Here is a 24,608-nt window from a genome sequence, read left to right on the forward strand (position 1 = left end):
TTTCTCGCTTGACGTCTGCGTCGCCATCGCGTGCGAACCTGGGCGCATTGGCGTTCCTGACGTTGTTTTGCCTGCTGCCGGTGCTGCTCGTCGACATCCCGGCGATGGTGGACTACCCGAACCACCTTGCCCGCATGTCGATCCTCGCCCGGGCAGACACAGCGCTGGAACATCCGCTCTATCAGATTGCCTGGGCGCCCTATCCTAATCTCGCCATGGACGTCATCGTTCCGCCTGTGGCTCGTTGGATCGGCGTCGAAGCGGCGACCAAGCTGTTCTACCTCGTCTCGCAAATCCTGATCGTCGGCGGCGCGGCCGCCCTCGCGGCTGCGGCCGGCGGCGGGACGATGACGGCCGGTATCATCGCCTGCCTGCTGCTTTATGCGATGCCGTTCGCCTTCGGCTTCGTGAATTTCGAGTTCGCCCTCGGCCTTGCGCTTTTCGCCCTAGCGATCTGGGTGCGGCTCGCCAATCGCCCGCTTGGCCTGCGCCTCGCCGTGCATGCGATTGCAGTTGCGATCCTCTATTTCGCTCACCTCTTCGCCCTGGGCATCTACGGTTTTGCCATCGGCTTGATCGAGCTCTGGCGCTTGAGGCAGGACCTGCCGTCGCCGCGCCGCACTGCCATTCTCTGGGGCGGCATGGCGGCACCGGCGATCGCGGTTGCGCTCCTGGCCGGCGCCGGCGGGGGCGCGGTCGGCGGCACCGGCACGATCTGGTCGGCAGGCGCCAAACTCTACTGGCTGAGCATGTTGAACGGATGGAGCCGCGAATTCTCGCTGGTTCCGACGCTCCTCCTCGCGGTTCCGCTCTGTCTCGCCTTCCTGCGCGGCTGGCTTCGGCTGGTCGGCCCCGGACCATGGCTGGCTGCAGGCTTCGCACTGCTTTTCCTGGTGTTGCCGTTCAGGCTCTTCGACACGGCCTTCGTCGACGGCCGCGTCCTGCTCGCAGCGCTGCTGATCCTGCCGGCCTTCACTGGCGCCCGCTTCCCGCGCGAACGAACTGCCGAGATCTTCCGCGCAACGCTCGTCCTGGCCTGCCTGGTCAATACCGGCTTCGCGATCTTCGTGCAGTTGAGCTACCGGAGCGAATATCGGGCTCTGATAGCGGCTTTCGAACTCATGCCACCTGGATCGCGCCTGCTTCCGGCTGGCCTCGGGCAGGAGGAGGACCCTCCCTCCGACCTCCAGGACTATCCGATGTATCATGCCGCGACATTCGCGGTGCACACGCGCGATGCATTCGTGCCGACGCTCTTCACCTCCCCCGGCAAGCAGCCTCTCAGGCCCCACCCATCAGTCCAGCACCTGAAACTGCTCGAAGGCGCGGCGATCCCCTGGAGCTTGCTCCACGCCTATGCGAATGGCGGCGCTCCTCCTGAGGAGCTCGCCTATGTCAGGAACTGGAGGCGCGACTTCGATTATCTGCTTCTGATCAATCCCAGGGGCGAGGCCTTGCGCACTCCGCTTCTGGAGCCGGTCGCATCGAGTTCCCGATTCATCCTGTATCGCATCAGGCCTGGAGGCAGCTGACCGTGCTCCTCGTCGGCAACGGCGTACGTTTCGATCACGACCCGGCCCGCAAGACCCTCGGCCGTGACGGTGGTGATTCACACCGCCTCCGCTGCCATTTCCGCGCACCAGTGCGCCAGCCGTGCCTTCATCACGCGCTCGCGGCCGGCCTCCAGCGCCTTCTCGTCGAGCCGCTCGAGTTCCTCGAAGGCGAATCCATCCTCGCCATGGGCGTTCCAGGCCGCCTGCAGGCTGCGCTGGCGATGGCTGCCATGGCGCAGCGTGAACCAGACACGGTTCTGGATGGTCGAGAGATCCGGCGCCTGCCCGGCCCAGCGTTCGCCGCTCGCAAGGCAACGCACCAGATAGATGCCGGCCACGACCTTGCGCTCCTTATAGGCCGTAACGACGGCCCTCCTGTCCTCGTGACGCATCGCGTCCTCCTTGTGTGAGGCGCGGCAAATATCACCCGGGCAATATTGACTCAAGTATTTTTATCCGGGTATTTTATGGCATCACAGGAAACCCGACTATGTCCGACGCCGACCGTCTTTCCACCGCCTTCGACGGCAACACCATCCTGGCCCGCGGCCGACTGGCCGATGTGGCAGTCGCCGTGCAGCAGCACCTCGCCGAACGCCCCGAAGCCGCGCTGCTGACCTTCGACGACGCGAGCGGCCGGGTGGTCGATCTCGACCTGCGCGGCACGCCGGCCGAGATCGTCGCGCGCCTCAGCGGCGAAGCCCGCGGGCGTGGGCGGCCTAAGCTCGGCGTCGTCGCGCGCGAGGTGACATTGCTGCCGCGGCATTGGGAGTGGCTGTCGGCGCAGCCGGGCGGCGCCTCGCAGGCGCTACGGCGGCTGATCGACGAAGCGCGGCGCGGCGATCGCGGCGAAACGCAAGGTCGCATCGCCCGCGAGACCGCCTATCGCTTCATGAGTGCGCTCGCCGGCAACCTCGGGGGTTTCGAGGAGGCGACGCGCGCGCTCTTCGCCAATGACGAGATCGGCTTCTTCCGGCAGGCGGCGGGCTGGCCGGCCGACATCCGCACCTACGCGCAGGAGCTGGCCTGGAGCGGGGTTCGTAGCGCGGACTAGCCGCGCAGCTCGGCGACCTTCTCGCGCGCTTCCTTCGACAGCCTCGTCACCTGCGCCCAGTCGCGGTTCTTCACCGCGTCGGCCGGGACGAGCCAGGAGCCGCCGACGCAGATCACCTGCGGCAGGGCGAGGTAACTGCCGAGATTGGCGAGCGAGACGCCGCCGGTCGGACAGAACTGCATCTGCGGGAACGGACCGGACAGCGCCTTGAGGCCGGCGACGCCGCCGGCCTGCTCGGCCGGGAAGAACTTGCAGGTCAGGCGGCCGGCGGAGACAGCGCGCATGCAGTCCGAGGCGGTGGCGACACCCGGCAGCCAGGGCAGGCCGGTCTTGCGCATCGCCTCGTCGACGCTCTCGGTGAAGCCGGGGCTAACCACGGCGAGCGCACCGGCATCATGGACTTCGGCCGCCTGGGCGGGGGTCACCACCGTGCCGGCGACCGGCAGGATGCCGGGCACCTTCTTCGCCACGACCTCGAGCGCCGCCATCGCGGCGGGGCGGCGCAAGGTGATCTCGATCACGTCGATGCCGCCGGCGAGCAGGGCTTCCGCCAGCGGCACAGCGATCTCGGCCTCGTCGATGACGACGACAGGGACGACGCCGCAAGCCTTGAGGCGGGCAATCTCGGGGGCAATCGACATCGGTAGAATTCCTTTCGCGCCTCGCTTACGCCTTGGCCCAGTAGACGTCGAGCCCCTGCGGGCGGGCGAGCAGCAGGCCGACCGGAAACGCCGCTGGCATCTCGACCGCAGAAGCCAGCACGCGCTCCTTCTCCTGCCCGGAGATCAGCAGGGCGACATGGCCGGCGCCCTGCAACCGAGCCGGCGACAGCGAGAGCCGCGGCGGCAAATCAGGCGGGCTCGCGGCAAGCGCATGGACGGAGGCGGGCGCGGTCAGCGCCGCCGTCTCGCCGGGAAAGAGCGAAGCGATATGCCCATCCGCACCCATGCCACTGACGACGATGTCGAGCGGCGGCAGGTCTTTCAGCACGCGGTCAAGGCTGGCGGCTGCGACGGCGAGGTCATCGCCTGCATTATGAAAGGAGACGAAGGGGCTCCGCCCGTCGCGCAAGGGCGCGAAGGCCGCGCGGATCATGCGCTCGTTCGAGGCCTGGTCGCCGGGCGCGACGAAGCGCTCGTCGGTCGGCATCAGCGTGATGCTCTCCCACGGCAGGTCGTGTGCGCCGAGCGCCGCGAGAAAACGTGCCGGCGTGGTGCCACCCGGCACGGCGATGAGCGCCCTGCCCTGCGCCGCGACGAGCGCCCGCAGCCTGACCGCGACCGCCTCGGCCAGCGCCTCGGAGGCATCGGCCAGCGTCTCGAAGCGATGGCGGACCAGCGGGCCGGCCGCACTCATTCCGCGAACTCCGGATCGGCCCAGGAGCGGCTCTCACGCTCGATCAGTCCGATCGCCTGCGACGGCCCCCAGGAGCCGGCGGCATAGCGATGCGGCTGCGGGTAGTATTCCTGCCAGCCGGCAAGGATCGGGTCGATCCAGCTCCAGGCCTGCTCGACCTCGTCGCGGCGCATGAACAGGGTCTGGTCGCCGCGGATCACATCGGTCAGCAACCGCTCATAGGCATCGGGCGTGCGCACGTCGAAGGCGGTCTCGTAGCGCAAATCGAGCTGGCGCGGCACGACCTTGAGCTTGCCGGAGCCCGGCACCTTCATCATCAGCTGCAATTGCACGCCGTCATTGGGCTGGAGCCGGATGACGAGGCGATTGGCGTAGAGTTCCTCACAGCCCGGGGCGCGGCCGAAGATCGAATGCGGCACCGGCTTGAAGGTGACCGCGATCTCGGAATAGCGCTGCGCCATGCGCTTGCCGGTACGCAGATAGATCGGCACGCCGGCCCAACGCCAGGTGTCGAGCTCGCAGCGGATCGCGACGAAGGTCTCCGTCCCGCTGAGATGGCCGAGCTCCTCGGAGTAGCCCTTGACGCGCTGGCCGTCGATGACGCCCGGCCCGTACTGGCCACGCACGGTCATGCGCTGGACATCGGGGCCGACAATCGGCCTGAGCGCCTTGAGCACCCTCACCTTCTCGTCGCGGACAGCATCGGCCTCGAGCTGGTTCGGCGGCTCGATCGCGAACAGGCAGAGCAATTGCAGCACATGGTTCTGGACCATGTCGCGCAGATGGCCGGCCTTGTCGTAATAGCCGGCGCGGGATTCGAGCCCGACCGTCTCAGCCACGGTGATCTGGACATTGTCGATATCACGGCTCGACCAGGAGCGCTCGAACAGCGTGTTGGCGAAGCGCAGCACCAAGAGGTTCTGCACCGTCTCCTTGCCGAGATAATGGTCGATCCGGTAGGTCCGGCTCTCCGGCAGGATGCGGGCAACGGCGTCGTTGATCTCGCGCGCCGAGGCGAGATCGCGCCCGAGCGGCTTCTCCAGGATCACCCGCGAGGTCGGCGTCAGGATGCCGGAGTTCGCCAGGTTCTCGCAGATCGGGATGAAGAGATCAGGCGGCGTCGAGAGATAGAAGGAGCGCACGCGCTGGGAGTCGCCGAGCGCTTCCTTCAGCGCACCATAAGTCTCGGGCTTGACCGCGTCGAGCAGCACCATGGTCAGGCGGCGCCGGAAGGCGGCGATGCGGTCCTGCGACAGGCCGGCGGCGGCGAGCTTGCTGGCGATCTCGTTGGGGATGCCCTCGACATCCTCCTGCTTGCGGACGATGCCGAGGATGCGGCTCTCCTCCGGCAGCACGCCCTCCTCATTGCGCTGGGCCAGCGCCGGGAAGAGCTTGCGCAGCGCAAGGTCGCCGCCGGCGCCAAAGATCACCAGGTCGAAGGGCGGGACCGGCGTGCGCTCCGGCGCAGCCTCCGGCTTCAGCAGGCGTTCGGCAATTGCGTCCATGGCGGCATACTCCTGATCGGCCGACACGAGGTCGGCGCGAATTCTCGTCGATCGATCCATTCCGGTCGATCGGAAAGCGCGCCAGTCGAACCGAATCCTGCGACGACAATGCGACCAAGGGCGCAGCTTGCCAAACGCTTTGGGTAACAGGGCTGCTATGCCGTCATTCTCGGGAGGAGCGAAGCGCAGACCCGAGAATCTCGTGACGAGATGGCACCAATTGGCGCCTCCTTCGGCCTGAGATGCTCGGGTCAAGCCCGAGCATGACGCGCTGGCTCGCTACCCCGCCCGCCGGAAACCCTCGCTCGCTGTGAGCAATTGCTGGGCATAGGCCGTCTCAGGCATGCGTGCGGCGAGCATTGCCGCCGTCATCTCCTCAACGCCGCGGCCGAACTGCATGACGAGGAGCCGCTCGCACATATGACCGACCACGGCAAGGTCGTGGCTGACCAGGATATAAGTGAGCTTGCGCTCGTGCCGTAGCGCCTGGAGCAGGTTCAGCACCTCGGCCTGGATCGAGACGTCGAGCGCCGAGGTCGGCTCGTCGAGCAGCAGGATCGTCGGCTCCAGCACCAGAGCGCGGGCGATGGCGACGCGCTGACGCTGGCCGCCTGAGAGCTGGTGCGGATAGCGGAAGCGGAAGGAGGTCGGCAGGCCGACATCCTGCATGGCGCGGCTGATCTTCGCCTCGGCGTCGCGGACGCCATGGATGGCGAGCGGCTCCGCCAGGGTGTCGTCGACGGTCTTCTTTGGATGCAACGAGCCGTACGGGTCCTGGAAGACCATCTGGGCAGCGCGATAGAAGGCCTTGTCGCGGATCTTTGGCTGGCGCTTGCCGAGGATGTCGACCTCGCCGCTCCAGTCGCGATTGAGGCCGGCGAGCACGCGCAGCACGGTCGACTTGCCCGAGCCGGATTCGCCAACGATGCCATAGCTTTCGCCCGGCGCGACCGCGAAGGAGAGGTCTTTCACGACATGTGAATCGCCGAAGGAGACGTTGAGCTTCTCGACGGAGATGGCGTGTTGAGTTGTCATGCCAGCCATGCCGGGTCGCGGGTGAGGGTCGCGAGCTTCTCGCGCGGATGGTCGAGATCGGGCAGGCAGCCGAGCAGGCCCCGTGTATAGGGATGCTGGGCCTTGTCGAGTTCGCCCGCCGGCAGCGTCTCCAGCGCCTTGCCGCCATACATGACGATGACGCGGTCACAGAACGACTTCACCAGATGCAGGTCGTGGCTGATGAAGATCAGCCCCATGCCGCGGCTGGTGACGAGATCGTCGAGGATCTTCAGCACCTGCAATTGCACGGTGACGTCGAGCGCCGAAGTCGGCTCGTCGGCGATCAATATCTCGGGCTCAGCGATCAGCATCATCGCGATCATCACGCGCTGGCCCATGCCGCCCGAGACCTCGTGCGGGTAGAGATCGTAGACACGCCCCGGCTCGCGGATCTGCACGGCCTCGAGCATGGTGAGGCTACGCTCCTTCGCCTCGCGGGCGCTCGCCTTGTGGTGGACGCGGTAGGCCTCGGCGATCTGGTCGCCGACGGTCTGGACCGGGTTCAGCGAGAACTTCGGATCCTGCATCACCATGGAGATGTGGCGCCCGCGCAGCTTGCGGCGGCTCGCTCTGTCCATCGAGGTCAGGTCCTTGCCGCGGAACTCCATGCGCTTGGCCGTGACCACGCCGGGATGCGGGATCAGGTCGAGGATGGCACGGCCGGTCATCGACTTGCCGGAGCCGGATTCGCCGACGATGCCGAGCCGCTCTCGGCCGAGGGTGAAGGACAGGCCCCGTACGGCATTCACGATGCCGGTCGGGGTGTGGAAGTCGACGCGCAGATCGTCGAGCGTCAGCAGAGCTTGATCAGACATGCCGCTCACCTCGCATCCAGCACGTCGCGCAGCCCGTCGCCGAGCAGGTTGAAGCCGAGCGCGACGACGCAGATGGCGATGCCCGGGAAGGTCGCGACCCACCATTGGTCGAAGATCTGCTCGCGGCCGGTCGAGATCATCGCGCCCCATTCCGGGATCGGCGGCTGGGCGCCAAGGCCGAGGAAGCCGAGGCCGGCGGCGATGATGATGATCCCGGCCATATCGTAGGTGGTGCGCACGATCAGCGAGGGCACGCACATCGGCACGATATGCTTCAGCACGATCCGCATCTGGCTCGCGCCCTGCAGGCGCATCGCCGAGATGTAGTCGGCATTGCGGATGATCATCGTCTCAGCACGGGCGACGCGGGCGTAAGGTGGCCAGGCGGTGAAGGCAATGGCGATGACCGCGTTCTCCAGACCCGGCCCCAGCGCCGCGACGAAGGCGAGCGCCAGCACGAGGCGCGGGAAGGCGAGGAAGACGTCGGTGATCCGCATCAGCACGGTGTCGACCCAGCCGCCGAAATAGCCGGCGGCGCAGCCGATCAGGAGGCCGAGCGGCCCGACCGTGATGACCACCAGCATGACGATGACCAGCGTGACGCGGGTGCCGTAGACGATGCGGCTGAAGATGTCGCGGCCGAGCGCGTCGGTGCCGAACCAGTGCTTGGCCGAGGGCGCCAGCAGGCGCTGGTCGAGCGCCTGGGCAAGCGGATCGTATTGCGCGATGAGCGGCGCGAAGGCCGCGAGCAGCAGCAGCGCCAGCACGATCACGAGGCCGACCACGGCAGCCGGGTTCTTCTTGAAGGCGAGCCATTGCCGGTAGAGCTGGCCGAGCTTGGCCTGCCGGCGCGATTCCGGCGAGGTCGTGGTCAGCCAGGAATGCCAGCTGACGGGGGCGGTGGCGTGATCGGTCATGGCCATCCTCCTCAGCGCGCCCGCGGGTCGGCCAGCCGGCCGAGGATGTCGGAGAACAGGTTGACCGCAATGAAGACGGCGCCGACGACGAGCGTGGCGCCGAGCACCGCGTTCATGTCGGCGTTGAGCAGCGCATTGGTGAGATAGCGGCCGAGGCCCGGCCAGGCGAAGATCGTCTCGGTCAGCACCGAGCCTTCGAGCAGATGCATGTAGGAGAGCGCGATCACGGTGACGAGCGGCACGAGGGCGTTGCCCAGCGCATGGCCACAGACGACGCGCCATTCCGACAGGCCCTTCACCCGCGCCGCCACGACATATTGCTGCTGCAGCTCGGTGATCATGAAGCTGCGGGTCATGCGGCTGATATAGGCGACGGAAAGCAGGCCGAGCACGGAGGCCGGCAGGATCAGGTGCCAGAAGGCGTCACGGACCGCCTCCCATTCGCCCTGCATCGCCGCGTCGAGCATGACGATGCCGGTGATCGGCGTGACGAAATCCTCGAAGGCGACCGAGAGCCGCCCGGGACCGGCGACCCAGCCGAGCTTGGCATAGAACAGCAGGAGCCCCATCAGGCCGAGCCAGAACACCGGGATCGAATAGCCGATCAGGCCGATCACGCGGGCGATCTGGTCGATCCAGCGACCCTGGTTGACGGCGGCAAGGATGCCGAGCGGGACGCCGAGCGCGACGCCGATCAAGGTGCCAAGCGTCGCCAGCTCCAGCGTCGCCGGGAACACGGTCTTGATGTCGTCGGTGACCTTCTGCGCGGTCAGCACCGAGGTGCCGAGATCGCCGGTGAAGACCTTGCCGATATAGGTAGCGAATTGCTGCCAGTACGGCTTGTCGAGGCCGAGCGCGAGCCTTGCCTTGTCGTAGACGTCGGCGGGAGCGCGATCGCCGACCACGGCCAAAACGGGATCGATCGGCATGACGCGCGCGATCAGGAAGGTCACCAGCAGCAGGCCGAAGATCGTGATCGCGACCGTGGTCAGCTCACGGCCGAGGATCTTCGCCCAGCGAACAACACCATTCTTGGCGCGTGGCGGCGGTGCGGGCGGGGTCGGTGCAGTGATGGAAACCATCGTCGGCTCCGTTCTTCTTGTTCTTGGAGGGCGTCGGCCAGACTACGCTGGCGCCAATGGCAAGAACCCGCCGCAGCCTGATGATGGGCTACGGCGGGTTCCGCTGGGCAAACGCCTCAGTTCTTCGTGATCGGAGCGTAGAAATTGGTGTCGGAGGTCGGTCCGATCACCCAGCCGGCAATGCCCTTGCGGTCGGCCGAAACCTCGACCTGCTGGAACATGATGACGAAGGGCGAGACCTTCTGGTGGTCGCGCTGCAGCTCGCCATAGACGGAGGCGCGCTTGGTCGCATCGCTCTCCAGGACGTTGGCCTGGGTGACCTTGGTCATGTCCGGGATGTCCCAGGCATTGCGCCAGGCCAGCGTCTTCGACTTGGCCTCCTCGCCATTATCCTCGTTGATGGCGAAGGTCTCGGCATTGGTGTGCGGGTCGAGATAGTCCGGGCCCCACTGGCCGATATAGATGTCGTGGGTGCGGGCGCGGTACTTGGTCAGCGTCTGCTTGCCGTCGCCCGGAAGGATCTCGAGCTTGATCCCGGCCTGGGCCCAGGTCGACTGGACCGCCTGGGCGATGTCGGTGATCGGGTTGACCGAGCGGGTGTCCATCGTGACGGTGAAGCCGTTCGGCAGGCCGGCCTTGGCGAGCAGTTCCTTGGCCTTGGCGACATCGAGCTTGTAGGGCCTGTCGGTGATCGCGCCGAGGAAGCCCTTGGGCAGGAAGCTCTCATGGCCCTTATAGGTGCCTTCGACGATGTTGCGCTCGATCGAGTCGTAATCGACCAGCCACTTCAAGGCTTCGCGGACCTCGGGCTTGGCGAGATTCGGATTCTTCTGGTTCAGGCCGAGATAGAGGATGTAGCCCTTGTCGCCCTGGACGATCTCGACATTGGCGTTGCTCTTGACCGCGGCGAGCTGGTCCTTGGAGAGGTTGCGGGCGATATCGATGTCGCCCTTCTCCAGCAGCAGGCGCTGCGAAGCCGGCTCGGCGACATGGCGGACGATGACGCGCTTGGTCTTGGGCGCGCCCTTGTACCAGGCTTCATTGGCGTCGAGCGCATATTGCTCGTTCGGGCGATAGACGCGGACCTTGTAGGCGCCCGAGCCGGCCGAGTTCAGCTTCAGCCAGCCATTGCCCCAGTCGCCATCCTTCTCATTGGCCTTGACCAGCTTGGAGTCGACCACCGCAGCGACGCCCGAGGTCAGGCAGTTCAGGAAGAAGGTCGGCGCGAAGGGCTTGGAGACGGTGACCGTTACGGTCTGGTCGTCGGTGGCCTTGACCTTCTCCAGCACGGTGTCCTTGTTCAGGCCGAACTGGGTGAGGATGAAGCCCGGCGACTTGTTCAGCGTCACCGCGCGCTGGAAGGAATAGACCACGTCGGCGGCGGTGAGCGGATTGCCGGAGTGGAACTTGACGCCCGGGCGGAGCTTGAAGGTGTAGGTCAGATTGTCAGGGCTGACCGTCCAGCTCTGGGCGAGCTCGCCGATCAGGGCGTTGTTGTTCTTGAGATCGACGCCGATCAGCTTGTCATAGACATTGGCGCCGACCTCGACGCCGGAGAATTCGAAGGCCTCGGCCGGATCGAGCGTGATGATGTCGTCGATCTGCTTGGCCATGACGATGGTGTCTTTGGGCGTCTGGGCCTGGGCGGTCGTCGCCAGCAGAGCGGCGAAAGCGGAAGCCGCCATCAATTTCGCAACATGACGCATGGAAAATCCCCATTGTGCTGTCTGCGAGCGCTCCCGGGCGCCCGTTGGCGCGCACTCTGTGGCCAGATCGTGTCCGATGTCCAGCAGGGCCAAAGCAGAGTTCGAACGATACCGCGCAGCATGCACGCTTCTTGCGCAACAGCCTGAATTGCCGGCGCATTCCTGCGCACGAACCTGCTTGCTCCGGCGTCTCCTGCCGCTATCGTGACAGGGTCCGGCCGCTCCGGCCGGCTTCGAAGCAAAGCAGGCGCTCGCTCTTGGCCATCATCGCTGCACTGCATCACGTCACCCATTACCGCTATGACCGGCCGGTCACGCTCGGGCCGCAGATCATCCGCCTGAGACCAGCGCCGCATTGCCGCTCGGCGGTGAAGAGCTACTCGCTCAAGGTCACGCCGGCGCAGCACTTCGTGAACTGGCAACAGGACCCGAACGGTAACTGGCTGGCGCGCTATGTCTTCCCGGAGCCGGTGACCGAGTTCCGCATCGAGGTCGATCTCGTCACCGAGCTCTCGATCATCAATCCGTTCGACTTCTTCGTCGCGGCCGAGGCCGAGGAATTTCCGTTCGCCTATCCCGAGGAACTGCGCGACGAGCTCGCGCCCTATCTCGTCACGGAGCCGGCCGGGCCGCTGCTGAGCGAGTTCATGGCGACGGTCCCACGCGAAAAGACCAACACCGTCAACTTCGTTGTCGACCTCAATGCCCGCCTGCAGCGGATGATCGCCTATGGCATCCGCATGGAGGCCGGCGTCCAGGAGCCGGAGCAGACGCTGGCGATCAGGTCCGGCTCCTGCCGCGACACCTCCTGGCTACTGGTCCAGATCCTGCGCCATCTCGGCCTCGCCGCCCGCTTCGTCTCCGGCTACCTGATCCAGATGAAGGCGGACATCGATCCGCTCGAAGGCCCGCGCGGCACCGACAAGGACTTCACCGACCTGCACGCCTGGGCCGAGGTCTATCTTCCCGGTGCCGGTTGGATCGGGATGGACCCGACCTCCGGCCTGCTTACCGGCGAGGGCCATCTGCCGCTGGCAGCGACGCCGCATTATCGCTCCGCCGCGCCGGTCAGCGGGGTCGCGAGCTATGCCGAGACGCAGTTCGCCTTCGACATGCGCGTCACGCGCGTGCATGAGGTGCCCCGCATCACCCTGCCCTTCTCGGACGAATCCTGGCTCGAGCTCGATCGCCTCGGCGAGACGGTCGAGGCCGACCTGCAGGCGCAGGATGTCCGGCTCACCATGGGCGGCGAGCCGACCTTCGTCTCGATCGACGACCAGACCGGCGAGGAATGGAACACCGCGGCTGTCGGCCCGACCAAGCGCGAGCGCGCCGACGTGCTGATCCGGCGCCTGCGCGAGCGTTTCGCGCCGGGCGGCATGCTGCATTACGGCCAGGGCAAATGGTATCCGGGCGAGAGCCTGCCGCGCTGGGCCTTCGCACTCTACTGGCGCGAGGATGGCGAGCCGATCTGGCGCAACGCTGCGCTGATCGCGCGCGAGCCCGGCGCCAAGACCGGCGGTGATCGTGAGCACGAGGTCGTGCCGAGCCCGGCTGCGGTCGAGACGCTCGCTGCGGGCCTGTCCGAGCGGCTCGGCCTCGGCGCGGATTATGTGCTGCCGGCCTATGAGGACACCGGCCACTGGCTGGTGAAGGAAGGCCAGCTGCCCGAGAATGTCGACCCGCTCGACCCGAAGCTGTCCGACCCCGAGGAGCGCGCCCGCATGGTCCGCGTCTTCGAACGCGGGCTCGGCAAGCCGAGCGGCTATGTCATCCCGGTCCAGCGCTGGCAGGCAGCGGCGGAAGACCGGCGCTGGCGCTCGGAGAAATGGAAGCTCCGGCGCGGCAAGCTCTTCCTGGTGCCCGGCGATTCACCGGTCGGCTATCGTCTGCCGCTGGGATCATTGCCGCATGTCCCGGAAAAGGCCTATCCGCATATCCACCCGCAGGACCCGCTGGAGCCGCGCGGACCGCTGCCACCCGCCACGGCCGGCTCACCTGGCGCACCGCGCGCCGCCGATCCGCCGCCAGGCTTCGACGGGCCGATCCAGCCGACGCGGCCGGCCGGAAGCAGCGAGCCCCAGACCCCGCGCCAGGACATCGTCGAGCAGGAACTCGGCGCCGAGTCGGTGCGCACAGCGCTCAGCATCGAGGTGCGCGACGGCGTGCTCTGCGTCTTCCTGCCGCCGGTCGAGCGGCTGGAGGATTATCTCGACCTGATCGCCAGCATCGAGGCGACCGCGGAAGAGACGGGTCAGCCGGTGCATATCGAGGGCTATTCGCCGCCGCAGGACTCGCGCCTCAACGTCATCAAGGTCACGCCCGACCCCGGCGTGATCGAGGTCAACATCCACCCGGCGAAGAGCTGGGCGCAGGCGGTTTCGATCACGCGCGGCGTCTATGAGGAAGCGCGCCAGTCGCGGCTCTGCGCCGAGAAGTTCATGGTCGACGGCCGCCATACCGGCACCGGCGGCGGCAACCATGTCGTGCTCGGCGGCATCACCCCGGCCGACAGCCCGTTCCTGCGCCGGCCCGACCTGCTCAAGAGCATCGTGCTCTACTGGCAGCGCCACCCCGCGCTGTCCTATCTGTTCTCCGGCCTGTTCATCGGCCCGACCAGCCAGGCCCCGCGCATCGACGAGGCCCGGCACGACCAGCTCTACGAACTCGAGATCGCGTTGGCGCAGACGCCCGGCCCGCAGGATCCGGCGATCCCGCTCTGGCTGGTCGACCGGCTCTACCGCAACCTGCTGGTCGATGTCTCCGGCAACACCCACCGGACCGAGATCTGCATCGACAAGCTCTATTCGCCGGATGGCCCGACCGGCCGGCTCGGATTGATCGAGTTCCGCTCCTTCGAGATGCCGCCGGATGCGCGGATGTCGCTGGCGCAGCAATTGCTGATCCGGGCGCTGATCGCCTGGTTCTGGCGCGAGCCGCAGATCGGCAAGCTCACCCGCTGGGGCACGAGCCTGCACGACCGCTTCATGCTGCCCGAGCTCGTCTGGCAGGATTTCCGCGACGTGCTCGCCGATCTGGAGCGGGCCGGCTACCGCTTCGACCCGGCCTGGTTCGCGGCGCAGCACGAGTTCCGCTTCCCCTTCTTCGGCAAGGTCAACCAGGGCGGCGTCGAGCTCGAACTCCGCCAGGCGCTCGAACCCTGGCATGTCATGGGCGAAGAGGGCGCGATCGGCGGCACGGTGCGCTATGTCGATTCCTCGGTGGAACGTCTGCAGCTCAAGGCGAGCGGGCTCATCCCCGGCCGCCATGTGATCACCTGCAATGGCCGAGCCTTGCCGATGAGCGAGATCGCCGCCGGGGTCAGCATCGCCGGCCTGCGCTTCAAGGCCTGGCAGCCGGCCTCGGGGCTGCACCCGACGATTCCGGTGCATGCGCCGCTGACCTTCGACATCGTCGACAGCTGGGTGGGCCGCTCGCTCGGTGGTTGCGTCTATCATGTCGCCCATCCCGGCGGTCGCAATTACGAGACACCTCCTGTGAATTCCTACGAGGCGGAAGCCAGAAGGCTGGCTCGCTTCGAGGCGATCGGCCATAGTCCGGGGCCGCTGGCGATTCCCGCAGAAGAGCGCAATCCGGAGTTCCCGATGACCCTCGACCTGCGCCGGCCGATCGGGGTTTGAGGTCAAGGATGGCTCTCCAGGGCCGATCGAGCTCGACACGGGTGCGCAACGAGCGCCGCAATGCCCTGCTTTCGGGCTATCGGCCGCTGCCCGGCGCCTATGACGAGCTGATGGCGCCGGACGGCACGATCCGGCCGCAATGGGAGCCGTTTCTGGCCGAATGGTCGGCGCTGTCGAGCGACGAGTTGCAGCGGCGCTTCGGCCTCGCCGACCGGCATGTCCGCGACACCGGCGTCTCCTATCGCGTCCATGGCGATCTCGACGAGAATGATCCGCTCGCCAGCGAGCGCGCCTGGCCGCTGAACCATGCGCCGCTCGTGCTCACCGGGCAGGAATGGAAGACGATCGCGGCCGGCGTCGCGCAGCGCGCGCAACTGCTCGATGCCGTGCTCGGCGACATCTACGGACCCGGCCGGCTGATCGCTGGCGGTGCGCTGCCGGCCGCCGCCGTCACCGGTAGCCCCGATTATCTGCGGCCAGTGCAGGGAGTGACCGGCGCGGGGCAGCTCCAGATCTACGCCGCCGATCTCGGACGCGGACCGGACGGGCGCTGGTGGGTGCTGAACGACCGCACCCAGGCTCCCTCCGGCGCCGGCTATGCGCTGGAGAACCGGCTCGCCATCGGGCGCGCCTTCCCGGACCTGTTCCGGACGATGAATGTCGAACGGCTCGCCGCATTCTTCCAGGGCTTTCGGGCCGGGCTCGTCGCTCGCGCCAGGCGGGTCGAGCCGCGGATCTGCCTGCTGACGCCGGGCCAGCTCAACGAGAGCTATTTCGAGCAGGCCTATCTCGCCCGCTATCTCGGCTTCCTCCTGGTCGAGGGCGGCGATCTCGTCATGCGCGACGGGCTGGTACATGTGCGCACCATCGCCGGCTTCAAGCGCGCCGACGTGATCTGGCGCCGCATCGACGGCGATTTCGCCGACCCGCTCGAGCTCAACGCCCGTTCCGCGCTCGGTGTGCCTGGCCTGGTCGAGGCGGTGCGTGGCGAGAACGTCATCGTCGCCAACGGCCTCGGCTCCGGCGTGATCGAGGCCCGGGCGCTGATGGGCTTCATGCCGAAGCTCGCCCGCGAGGTGCTCGGCGAAGAGCTGATCCTGCCCAACATCGCGACCTGGTGGTGCGGCCAGCCGCGCGAGCGTCAGATCGTGCTCGACCGGCTGGGTGAGATGAGCATTGCACCCGCCTTCCGCGCGCCCGGCGACGGGCTGGATGGCGGCACCGTGCTGGTCGCCGACCTCAGCAAGGGCGAAGGCGAGGCGCTGCGCACCCGCATCACGGAGCGCGGGCTCGACCATGTCGGGCAGGAAGTGGTCAAACTCTCGACCATGCCGGTGATGCATGGTGGCCGGCTGGAGCCGAGGCCGATGACGCTGCGCGTCTTCGCCGCGGCGACGCCCGACGGCTGGCAGGTGATGCCGGGCGGATTCTGCCGCGTCTCGGACGAATCCGATGCGCGCGCCGTGACGATGCGCTCGGGCGTGCGCTCCAGCGACGTCTGGGTCACCTCCGATGAGCCCGTCGAGCAGGTGACGCTGCTTCCGAGCCCGGACCGGATCGGGATTCGCCGCATCGTCGGCATCCTGCCGAGCCGGGCGGCCGACAATCTGTTCTGGCTCGGGCGCTATCTGGAGCGCAGCGAGGCGACGCTGCGCCTGGTGCGTGCCCTGCTCGGGCGACTGATCAATGCCGACGACCAGGCGCCGGGCCATGGCGAGACGATCAAGCGCCTCGCCAACCTGCTCGTCGCCTGGGGAGCGGCGCCAGCGACGCCTAAAGGCCGGCCAATCGCGGCGCAGGCGCGTTCTGCACTGCACGATGTCGAGCAGTATGGCTCGGCCGCGGCCTCGGTGCGCGAGGCCAGGCGCACCGCCTCGGTCATCCGCGAGCGGCTCTCGGTCGACGCCTGGCGCCTGTTCGGCGACCTGCAGCGCCAGCTCGCCGCACCGCCGGGCAAGCCGACCAGCGAAGGCGAGGCCTTCGAGATCGCCGACACCGGGCTGAAATCGCTCGCCGCCTTTTCAGGCCTGTCCCAGGAAAACATGGTGCGCGGCGCCGGCTGGCGCTTCCTCGACATCGGCCGGCGGATCGAGCGCGGCGTCACCACCTGCCGCTTCGCGCGGCATTTCATCGAGAACGACGCGCCGGGCAACTGCCTCGACGCGCTGCTCGACCTGACCGACTCGCAGATCACCTATCGCTCGCGCTACATGCTCGGCGCCTCGCTGCAGCCGGTTCTCGATCTCGTCATGCTCGATCCCTACAACCCACGCTCGGTCGCCTTCCAGGTCGAGCAGCTCGATGCCGAAATCGCCGCCCTGCCCTCGCTCAACGATGACGGCATGCTGGAGGAGCCACGCCGGCTCGCGCTCAAGCTCGCCGCCGAATGCCGCACTGCCGAGGCGAGCCGACTCGACCGCACTAGCATCCTGTTCTTCGAGCAATTGCTGATGGGGCTCTCCAACGCAGTGGCCGAGCGTTATTTCCTGCAGAACTCGAGGCCGGAAGGTTCGCGGATGACGCGACTCGCGTAAGGGAGAGGGCGTGATCTACGACATCCGCCATCTCACCGCCTACGCCTATAGCCGGCCGGTGCCGTTCGCCCGCTGCATGTTGCGTGTGCTGCCGCGCGACGGGGCCGGCCAGCGCGTGCTGACCAGCAAGCTTTCCGTGACACCGCGCGGCGCCGAACGGAACGATGGCATCTGCTTCTTCGGTAACCGCACGACGACGCTGACGATCGCAAAACCGCATCGCGAACTGCGGATCGAGATGACCTCGCGGGTCGAGGTGACGCGGCCGGCCGCCCCCTTTCCGGCCCTGACGCGGCATTGGGAAGAGGTCGTCGAACTCGCGCTCAAGGCACAGAGCCTCGCACCGGATTCCCCGGCGCAATATCTCTATCCCAGCCGCCTGGCGCCGACCGTGCCGGAGATCACCGACTACGCCCGCGCGAGCTTCCCGGCGAAGCGGCCGATCTTCGAAGCGGCTTGCGAGCTCATGGGACGGATCCGCGCGGAATTCCGCTACGACCCCGAAGCCACCGAGGTCGCGACCCCGATCCGCGAGGCTTTTGCTGCCCGTCACGGCGTCTGCCAGGACTTCGCGCACATCATGATCGCGGGCCTGCGCGGCCTCGGCCTGCCGGCCGCCTATGTCAGCGGCTATCTGCGCACCATCCCGCCGCCCGGCCAGGCCCGTCTCGAAGGCGCGGACGCGACCCATGCCTGGGTGATGGCCTGGACCGGGCCGGGGACCGGCTGGATCGGGCTCGACCCGACCAACGACCTGATCGTCGCCGACGACCATATCGTCACCGCAACCGGGCGCGACTACGCCGACGTCTCGCCGCTCGACGGCGTGCTCGTCGGACCGGGCAGCCAGAAGCTCGACGTCAAGGTCGACGTCATCCCCGTCATATGATTGCCGGTGACCTGATGGGCTCGCACGCCATCCGTGGCGTCCTGTTCGACAAGGACGGCACGCTGATCGACTACCAGGCGAGCTGGGCGCCGACCAATCTGAAGGCCGGACGGCTGGCCGCACAGGGCGACCCCGAGCTGGCGGCGCGCCTTTTGACCGTCGCCGGCGTCGACCCTGCAACCGGCTATGCCATATCGGACGGGCTGCTCGCCTCGGGCAATACCGAAGACGTGGCTGAGGCTTGGGCTGAGGCCGGTTCGCCCTTCGGCGCAGCCGAGCTGACCGAGCGGCTCGATACCTTGTTCTGCTCAGTGGTCGTCGCGGCGGTGCCGGTCTGCGATCTTGCCGCCCTGTTCGCCAGCCTCAGCGGTCGCGGGATTTTGCTCGGCATCGCCTCCAGCGACAGCGAGGTGGCGGTCGCCGCCACTGCCGAGCGCTTTGGCCTCGAACCGCATCTCGCCTTCCTGTGCGGCTATGATTCCGGCCATGGCGCGAAGCCGGGGCGCGGCATGGTCGACGGCTTCTGCCGCACGACAGGACTGCCGACGGAGGCCGTGGCGGTGATTGGCGATTCCACCCACGACATGCACATGGCGGCGGCGGCCGGCGCCGGCTTGCGCATCGCGGTGCTGACCGGCGCCGGCAGCGCCGAGACCCTGCGCCCGCTCAGCCATCTGCTGCTGCCGAGCATCGCCACGCTGGAGCAGGCCCTGTTCGGCTAAGACCGGCTCGTCAGCGCGCGATGTTCATCCCGGTTCGATGGTCCTCGAGCCTTGCCGCAGCGATCCGGTTGGCGAGATGCCGGCCGAGCAGCCCGAGGCCCAGCACCGCCGCCGAGCCGCCGAAACCGGGGATCATGCTGGTGCCGACCGTGCCGAGCACCTGGACCACGCTATGCAGCGCGCCGCCGACCGGCAGATTGCCGGCCAGCAACTCGAACACGTTCGAGGCGGCAGGCTTGGCCACCGCCGCGCTGTTGACCGCGTCCAGGAACTGCCGCAGCTCCGGGAACCGCGCTATGAATTCCTGCGGGAGTAAGCCGCGAATCTGCTGCACCGTTTGTACCGCTTCTGGCGAGAGCCCACTGCCGAGGCCCTCCCGCAGTGTCTTGGCCTCTCCGGCCAGCCTTGCGAGTTCAGCCGTCGTCGCCCGGCCGGCCTCGCTCAGACGTTGCACGTCGACAAGGAAGGGCAACAGCGCATTGCCGGCTTGGCCGCCGGGGCCGGTCGTACCAACCGCGTTGACGACCGCGCTGTTGCCGATGCCGAGCGCACCGAAAGCCGCCGTGATCCAACTCGCGATCCGGCCCATGCCGGCATCCTTGATGATGCGCGAGCCACGCTTGGCCAGATCCTGCTCCGTCGCCTCCGTGCGAGCCGGCGCGAGCGGGCGCTCGGCCGGCATCTCGAAAGCACGCTGCGTCGGCGGATCGACAACGCCCGTCGCGGGCACTTCGTTGTCAGCCTGGAACTCCAGCAGCGCGCCACGGGTCAGCGTGCCGAATTTGCCATCGACATCGCCGACACCATAGCCGAGGCGCACCAGCTCCAGCTGCAATTCCGTGACGCGCTTGCCGCTCATCCCGATCTGGAGGAACTCGCTCGCAACGCTCTCTCGGAAGACGATGATCGGCTCCTCCGCGACCGACGGACCAGCTCCGTCCAGATCGAACCGGTAGAGATCGTTCTTGCGCATGATCGATTTGAGCTTCTGGCCATACAGCGAATCGGTCGCATAGATGCCGGTCAGCGCATCGGCGAAGGCATCGGGATCGTCGCTGAACATCCGGGCCTTGACGTAGTGCTTGCTCGTGCCGAGCAGTTCGGCATGCTTGATGAAGGCCTCGTCCAGATTGTCGAAGACGCGGAACGGCTCCTGCTTCGAGACCAGCTTTCCACCGATCTCCTCCTTGGTCATCGCCGCAACGCTCTTCTGGCCTGGCAGCGCCTTGATCCCGAACGGGTTGTTCGAGCCCGCCGGCATACGCTTGCCATAGGCGCTCTCCAGCGCCCATTGCGCCAGGGTGATCGAGGCAGGCACGCGCCATTTCCGCTGCGAGGCCTGCGCCGCTCTGACGACCTCGATGGTGAAGCGCTCGGGGATGCTGGCAAGGTCGACCCCAGCCGGCTTTACGATGATGACCTCATCCATCAACGGTTGCGGCCGGATGGTGATGCCGAGGGCGGGTCCACCCGCCAATGTCGGCATCTCGATGCCGAGTGCCTTCGCCGTCTCCGGGCCGACGACGCAATCGGCGCCCAGCTGGTCGAACAACCGCTTCTGGAACTCGTAGAGCGCGATCAGCGTGTTCCTGCCGAACTTGTCGTCAGGCGTGCCGATCTCGAAACCGGCCCTAACCAGAGCTGCCTGGACCTGGCCAACGAGGGCCCCGCGCGAGCCATACCGAACGAGTTGGATCAGGTCGCCATCCCTGGCGCCGGCGACGCGAGCGACCTCATCCGCCTCGAACAGCATGCAGGTGAATTCCTGCTGGCCGCCCGTCTGATCGTAAGCGTTACGGCGGAAGGTCTTCCACGGTCCTCGCTCGACGAATTTGCCGCTGGTTGTCGATGGGAAGCCGCAGACGACGAGGCAGCCCTCGCTTGAATAGCCCGGCTTCGCCGCATCGTCGTTGTAGGCGGCATGGATATTGTCCCAGACGAATTCCTCGGCTTTGGCGCTGCGAGCGAAATCGATCGCGTCGGCAAGGTCGAAGTCGCCGTCGTCGCGGGTTCGCTGCACCGGCAGGAAGATATTCTGGCGGAAAGCGTCATGCCCGCTGGGCGAGCTGCCCTTGTGGCGACCGCGGACATAGCGGAAACAGCCAGGAATCACCTGATTGGCCTTGGTCTTGCCAGCCAGGGCCGCGTCGATCGACTTGCGGTTCGGCACGGTCGAACCTGCAAAGAGCGCCAGCGTGCCGTCATCGAGCTTCCACTGCACGAAGGTGCAGCGCATATGCTCGTAGTCGAGACTGATCTCGCGGATCGTTCGACTGGGCGCGAAATCGTTGTCGGCGAGATCAGCCGGCGTCGCGCCGCGGATGCAGACGAAGACCATGCCGGAGTCGGGCACAGGAAAATTATTGCGCCGCGCAAGCCGCCGCAACAGGTCGGGCGTTAGCTCGATCGCCGCCATCACCCCCTCCTCGCCCGCTATGATTGCATACTGACGCGAGCGAGGAAGCTAATGCAAGCATCTTTGCGTAATCGACCGCCGTACAGATCGTCAACTCTCTCGACTGCTTAATCAGCCGCGACTGGCGCCGTTGAAATTCGCTTCTTTCCTTCGGTTAGGTCAGATCGAATGCTTGCCCGTGCTTCAATGCAAAAGGGCCGCGCTTGCGGCACGGCCCCCGATGCCTTGGATGGCGACCCGCCTCAGGCGAGCGTGTAGGCGGTCTTCACCGTGGTGTAGAACTCGCGGGCATAGGCGCCCTGCTCGCGCGGGCCGTAGCTCGAGCCCTTCCGGCCGCCGAAGGGCACGTGGTAGTCGACGCCGGCCGTGGCGAGGTTGACCATCACCATGCCGGCCTCGGCATTGCGCTTGAAGTGCGTCGCATGCTTCAGCGAGGTCGTACAGATGCCCGAGGACAGGCCGAACTCGGTGTCGTTGGCGACAGCGAGCGCCTCCTCGTAATCCTTGACGCGGACGACGTTGGCGACCGGGCCGAAGACCTCCTCGCGCGAGATGCGCATGGCATTGGTCGTCTCGGTGAACAGCGCCGGCTGCAGATAGAAGCCGGGCGTCTCGCGGTTGAGCAGTTCGCCGCCCCAGGCGAGCTTGCCACCCTCGTCGCGAGCGATCTGGATGTATTTCAGGTTCTGGTCGAGCTGGCTCTGGTCGACGACCGGGCCGATCGTGGTGCCAGCCTTCAGCGCGTCGTCGACGGTGACGCCCTTCAGCCGCTCGATCGCCGCCTCGACGAAGCGGTCATGGATGCCGGCCTGGACGATCAGGCGCGAGGAGGCCGTGCAGCGCTGGCCGGTGGAGAAGAAGGCGCCCTGCACCGCGGCCTCGACTGCGACCTTGAGGTCGGCATCGTCGAGCACGACGAGCGGGTTCTTGCCGCCCATTTCGAGCTGGACCTTCTTCATCGGATTGCCCGCGATGCAGGCGGCCGCGACCTTGCGGCCAGTCGAGACCGAGCCGGTGAAGGAGATCGCGTGCACGTCCTTGTGCTCGAGCAGCGCCTGGCCGACGACCGAGCCGCGGCCCATCACCAAATTGAGCACGCCCTTGGGAAGACCGGCGCGCTGGATGATGTCGACCAGCGCCCAGGCCGAGCCGGGCACGAGGTCGGCCGGCTTGATCACCACGCAATTGCCGTAGGCGAGCGCCGGGGCGATCTTCCAAGCCGGGATCGCGATCGGGAAGTTCCAGGGCGTGATCATGCCGATGATGCCGACCGGCTCGCGGGTGACCTCGACGCCGACGCCGGGACGCACGGACGGGATGCTCTCGCCGCCGAGGCGCAGACACTCACCGGCGAAGAAGGCGAAGATCTGGCCCGCGCGGGTCGCCTCGCCGATGCCCTCCGGCAGGGTCTTGCCCTCTTCACGCGAGAGCAGGCGGCCGAGCTCGTCCTTGCGGGCGAGGATCTCGTCCGAGGCCTTCTTCAGGACCTCGTAACGCTCCTGCGGCGTCGTGCGGCTCCAGGCCGGGAAGGCAGCCTTGGCGGCGGCGACCGCATTGTTCAGGTCCTCGACCGAGCCCTGCGCATACTCGCCGACGACGTCGTTGGTGTTGGACGGGTTGATGTTGCGCGAGGCGTTCTGCGACGCGGCCCACTCGCCGGCGATCAGGTTCTTGAAGGGAGCATTCATCGCAAAGCCTCGTGCGTAACCGAAAGAGGAGCCGGTCTTAACCGTTTTATGTCGGCAAAGCCATGCGAGCGGGCCCAATGAATGGCGATGCAGGCCCCGCCGCCAGCGCATGCGGCAGGCCGAACAGGGCTGCTTCGGCGCAGTTTACGCCCGCCATTTCAGCTTGCTTTCACCTTTGTCTGGTTTGCTCAAGCCGCAATGAAGCTTGCTCGCGACCTCTTCTCTCGACATCTCCGCAACCAGGAGCAGGCCGCCGTGTCCCACCTGCCATCGTGGCGTGCGGCAGCGCTGATCGCAGCCATCGTCTTCGCCGCGGCATTGTTCGGTCATCTCACCCGGCCGCTCGGCTTCCTGTCGACCTTCTGGCCCGCCAACGCCCTGCTGCTGGGACTGATGGTGCGCAATCCGGGCTGGGCCGGGCCGCTCGGCTGGACAGGAGCGGCAGCGGGCTATCTTGCCGCCGATTTCGCCATGGGCGGCGGCGTTGGCCTGACATTGTGGCTGACGGCAGGCAATCTCACCAACGCCTTCGTCGGTTATCTGTTGTTCCAGCGCGTCGCCGGTCCGGATCGCCAGCTCGAACGGCCGCAATCCCTGTTGTTCCTGCTGCTGATCGCGCTTGTCTCGGCGACCTTGGCCGCCGCCGTCGGCAGCAGCGGCCTCGTCATCTATTTCGGTCACACTCGCCTTCAGGCGTTCGAGTTTTTTCTGACCAGCGAGCTTGCCAGTAACCTCGTGGTCCTGCCGGTCGTTCTGACGGCGCCCCCGCTCGTGCGGATCGTGCAGGGGTTAGTCACGCGCCCCATGCCGATGCGCGACCTGCCCAAGCAACTCCTGCCGGTTGCGGTCCTGTTGGTCTCGACCTTCGTCGGAACCTTGATCGGCGGCCCTACCGCGATCGCGATACCCGTCCCCGCAATCCTCTGGTGCGCGCTGAGCTACGGTATCTTTCCGACCACGGTCCTGACCTTCCTGCTCGGCCTCTGGCAGGGCACCATTCTGCTCGCCAGCTTGCCACCGGGAGCCGCCGAACATGCGAACATGATCAGTTCGCATCGCTTTGGTGTGGCGGTCTTCTCGCTCGGGCCAATCATGGTCGCAGCAATCAATGCCGCCCGCTCGCACCTGCTGAGCGAGCTCGACCTGGCGGCCAACCAGGATGTTCTGACGAAGGTTCTGTCCCGCCGCGCCTTCCTCTCACGCAGCGAGGCCATGCTGGCGAAGAGTTTCTCCACGAAGCGGCCAGTCGCCCTCCTGATGCTCGATGTCGACCGCTTCAAGCTGATCAACGATCAATACGGTCACGCGGTCGGGGACGAGGTGCTCGCGACCCTTGCGGAGAAGGTCGCGGCAATGCTGCGACGGGGCGATCTTTTCGGACGGATCGGTGGCGAAGAATTCGCGATCCTGTTGCCGCATCTGAACCAATCTGCGGCATTGGCCCTGGCCGAGAGGATGCGCAGCGACTGCGCCCAGCTCCGCGTCCCGGTCGAAGAGGGTGAGCCGCTCGCGATCACCGTCAGCATCGGCGTCGTCTGGGGCATGGCGGGGCCAGGCTGCTCCTTGCTGCACCTGATGCAGCAGGCCGACGCTGCGCTCTATCGGGCGAAGCGCGCTGGCCGCGATCGCGTCATCGATACGATGCTCGAGGCGGCCTGAGCCCACAGTCCCTGT

At 66.9% G+C, this 24,608-nt stretch carries 18 protein-coding genes; 7 read left to right on the top strand and 11 right to left on the bottom strand.

Features of this window, described 5'->3' with window-relative positions; translation table 11 throughout:
* Window positions 1-47: 47 nt before the first annotated feature.
* Window positions 48-1,532, top strand: a complete 1,485-nt coding sequence (locus tag BLM15_RS15545) for a hypothetical protein (RefSeq protein WP_126113609.1) — start codon at window positions 48-50, stop codon at window positions 1,530-1,532.
* A gap of 77 nt (window positions 1,533-1,609) precedes the next feature.
* On the opposite strand, the gene BLM15_RS15550 is transcribed toward BLM15_RS15545, so the two are convergent.
* A complete protein-coding gene (locus BLM15_RS15550) occupies window positions 1,610-1,945 on the bottom strand; it encodes a GIY-YIG nuclease family protein (RefSeq protein ID WP_126113610.1) in 336 nt (111 codons plus the stop codon).
* Between the two features lie 98 nt (window positions 1,946-2,043).
* On the opposite strand from BLM15_RS15550, the gene BLM15_RS15555 reads away from it, so the two are divergent.
* Entirely contained in the window at window positions 2,044-2,607 is a 564-nt protein-coding gene (locus tag BLM15_RS15555) for a DUF2239 family protein (RefSeq protein WP_126113611.1), read from the top strand.
* On the opposite strand, the gene eda is transcribed toward BLM15_RS15555, so the two are convergent.
* From eda to BLM15_RS15595, 8 genes are all read right to left on the bottom strand, one after another.
* Window positions 2,604-3,248, bottom strand: coding sequence for a bifunctional 4-hydroxy-2-oxoglutarate aldolase/2-dehydro-3-deoxy-phosphogluconate aldolase (eda, locus tag BLM15_RS15560; protein WP_126113612.1), 645 nt, complete (start codon window positions 3,246-3,248; stop codon window positions 2,604-2,606). The two genes, BLM15_RS15555 and eda, sit on opposite strands and share 4 nt — an antisense overlap.
* A gap of 25 nt (window positions 3,249-3,273) precedes the next feature.
* Complete coding sequence (pgl, locus tag BLM15_RS15565; protein ID WP_126113613.1) at window positions 3,274-3,963, bottom strand: 6-phosphogluconolactonase; 690 nt, start codon at window positions 3,961-3,963, stop codon at window positions 3,274-3,276.
* Window positions 3,960-5,468: a glucose-6-phosphate dehydrogenase gene (gene zwf, locus BLM15_RS15570; RefSeq protein WP_126113614.1), complete on the bottom strand. Its 1,509-nt coding sequence runs from the start codon at window positions 5,466-5,468 to the stop codon at window positions 3,960-3,962. The genes pgl and zwf overlap by 4 nt, the downstream gene beginning before the upstream one ends.
* A gap of 279 nt (window positions 5,469-5,747) precedes the next feature.
* Window positions 5,748-6,503: an ABC transporter ATP-binding protein gene (locus BLM15_RS15575; protein WP_126113615.1), complete on the bottom strand. Its 756-nt coding sequence runs from the start codon at window positions 6,501-6,503 to the stop codon at window positions 5,748-5,750.
* Complete coding sequence (locus BLM15_RS15580) at window positions 6,500-7,339, bottom strand: ABC transporter ATP-binding protein (protein WP_126113616.1); 840 nt, start codon at window positions 7,337-7,339, stop codon at window positions 6,500-6,502. The genes BLM15_RS15575 and BLM15_RS15580 overlap by 4 nt, the downstream gene beginning before the upstream one ends.
* A gap of 5 nt (window positions 7,340-7,344) precedes the next feature.
* Window positions 7,345-8,256 (bottom strand): nickel transporter permease, encoded by a 912-nt coding sequence (gene nikC / locus BLM15_RS15585; RefSeq protein WP_206438521.1) that lies wholly within the window; start codon window positions 8,254-8,256, stop codon window positions 7,345-7,347.
* Between the two features lie 11 nt (window positions 8,257-8,267).
* Window positions 8,268-9,338: an ABC transporter permease gene (locus BLM15_RS15590; protein ID WP_126113618.1), complete on the bottom strand. Its 1,071-nt coding sequence runs from the start codon at window positions 9,336-9,338 to the stop codon at window positions 8,268-8,270.
* A 116-nt stretch (window positions 9,339-9,454) separates the two neighbouring features.
* On the bottom strand, window positions 9,455-11,023 hold the full coding sequence (locus tag BLM15_RS15595; RefSeq protein ID WP_236846317.1) for an ABC transporter substrate-binding protein: 1,569 nt from the start codon (window positions 11,021-11,023) through the stop codon (window positions 9,455-9,457).
* Between the two features lie 278 nt (window positions 11,024-11,301).
* Here BLM15_RS15595 and BLM15_RS15600 point away from each other — a divergent pair, with 278 nt between their 5' ends.
* The 4 genes from BLM15_RS15600 to BLM15_RS15615 are packed head-to-tail and all read left to right on the top strand — an operon-like array spanning window position 11,302 to window position 18,830.
* Window positions 11,302-14,685: a transglutaminase family protein gene (locus tag BLM15_RS15600; RefSeq protein ID WP_126113620.1), complete on the top strand. Its 3,384-nt coding sequence runs from the start codon at window positions 11,302-11,304 to the stop codon at window positions 14,683-14,685.
* Window positions 14,686-14,693: 8 nt separating this feature from the next.
* Entirely contained in the window at window positions 14,694-17,219 is a 2,526-nt protein-coding gene (locus BLM15_RS15605; RefSeq protein WP_126113621.1) for a circularly permuted type 2 ATP-grasp protein, read from the top strand.
* Between the two features lie 10 nt (window positions 17,220-17,229).
* A complete protein-coding gene (locus BLM15_RS15610; protein WP_126113622.1) occupies window positions 17,230-18,108 on the top strand; it encodes a transglutaminase family protein in 879 nt (292 codons plus the stop codon).
* An 11-nt stretch (window positions 18,109-18,119) separates the two neighbouring features.
* On the top strand, window positions 18,120-18,830 hold the full coding sequence (locus tag BLM15_RS15615; protein ID WP_442859460.1) for an HAD family hydrolase: 711 nt from the start codon (window positions 18,120-18,122) through the stop codon (window positions 18,828-18,830).
* Window positions 18,831-18,840: 10 nt separating this feature from the next.
* Here BLM15_RS15615 and BLM15_RS15620 read toward each other — a convergent pair whose 3' ends face one another.
* Entirely contained in the window at window positions 18,841-21,246 is a 2,406-nt protein-coding gene (locus BLM15_RS15620) for a glucosaminidase domain-containing protein (RefSeq protein ID WP_126113624.1), read from the bottom strand.
* A gap of 242 nt (window positions 21,247-21,488) precedes the next feature.
* A complete protein-coding gene (locus BLM15_RS15625; RefSeq protein WP_126113625.1) occupies window positions 21,489-22,934 on the bottom strand; it encodes an aldehyde dehydrogenase family protein in 1,446 nt (481 codons plus the stop codon).
* A gap of 255 nt (window positions 22,935-23,189) precedes the next feature.
* Between BLM15_RS15625 and BLM15_RS15630 the strand changes: the two genes are divergently transcribed.
* Window positions 23,190-24,593: a GGDEF domain-containing protein gene (locus tag BLM15_RS15630; RefSeq protein ID WP_164547527.1), complete on the top strand. Its 1,404-nt coding sequence runs from the start codon at window positions 23,190-23,192 to the stop codon at window positions 24,591-24,593.
* The last annotated feature ends 15 nt before the right edge of the window (window positions 24,594-24,608 follow it).

The organism is Bosea sp. Tri-49 (assembly GCF_003952665.1).
GTDB lineage: Bacteria > Pseudomonadota > Alphaproteobacteria > Rhizobiales > Beijerinckiaceae > Allobosea.

Bases quoted from the DNA above. Each gene is read 5' to 3' on its own strand.
- BLM15_RS15625 (WP_126113625.1), bottom strand. From the start codon at position 22,934: ATGAATGCTCCCTTCAAGAACCTGATCGCCGGCGAGTGGGCCGCGTCG.
- BLM15_RS15580 (WP_126113616.1), bottom strand. From the start codon at position 7,339: ATGTCTGATCAAGCTCTGCTGACGCTCGACGATCTGCGCGTCGACTTC.
- BLM15_RS15575 (WP_126113615.1), bottom strand. From the start codon at position 6,503: ATGACAACTCAACACGCCATCTCCGTCGAGAAGCTCAACGTCTCCTTC.
- BLM15_RS15620 (WP_126113624.1), bottom strand. From the start codon at position 21,246: ATGGCGGCGATCGAGCTAACGCCCGACCTGTTGCGGCGGCTTGCGCGG.
- BLM15_RS15555 (WP_126113611.1), top strand. From the start codon at position 2,044: ATGTCCGACGCCGACCGTCTTTCCACCGCCTTCGACGGCAACACCATC.
- BLM15_RS15595 (WP_236846317.1), bottom strand. From the start codon at position 11,023: ATGGCGGCTTCCGCTTTCGCCGCTCTGCTGGCGACGACCGCCCAGGCC.
- pgl (WP_126113613.1), bottom strand. From the start codon at position 3,963: ATGAGTGCGGCCGGCCCGCTGGTCCGCCATCGCTTCGAGACGCTGGCC.
- BLM15_RS15590 (WP_126113618.1), bottom strand. From the start codon at position 9,338: ATGGTTTCCATCACTGCACCGACCCCGCCCGCACCGCCGCCACGCGCC.
- zwf (WP_126113614.1), bottom strand. From the start codon at position 5,468: ATGGACGCAATTGCCGAACGCCTGCTGAAGCCGGAGGCTGCGCCGGAG.
- BLM15_RS15550 (WP_126113610.1), bottom strand. From the start codon at position 1,945: ATGCGTCACGAGGACAGGAGGGCCGTCGTTACGGCCTATAAGGAGCGC.
- eda (WP_126113612.1), bottom strand. From the start codon at position 3,248: ATGTCGATTGCCCCCGAGATTGCCCGCCTCAAGGCTTGCGGCGTCGTC.
- nikC (WP_206438521.1), bottom strand. From the start codon at position 8,256: ATGACCGATCACGCCACCGCCCCCGTCAGCTGGCATTCCTGGCTGACC.
- BLM15_RS15605 (WP_126113621.1), top strand. From the start codon at position 14,694: ATGGCTCTCCAGGGCCGATCGAGCTCGACACGGGTGCGCAACGAGCGC.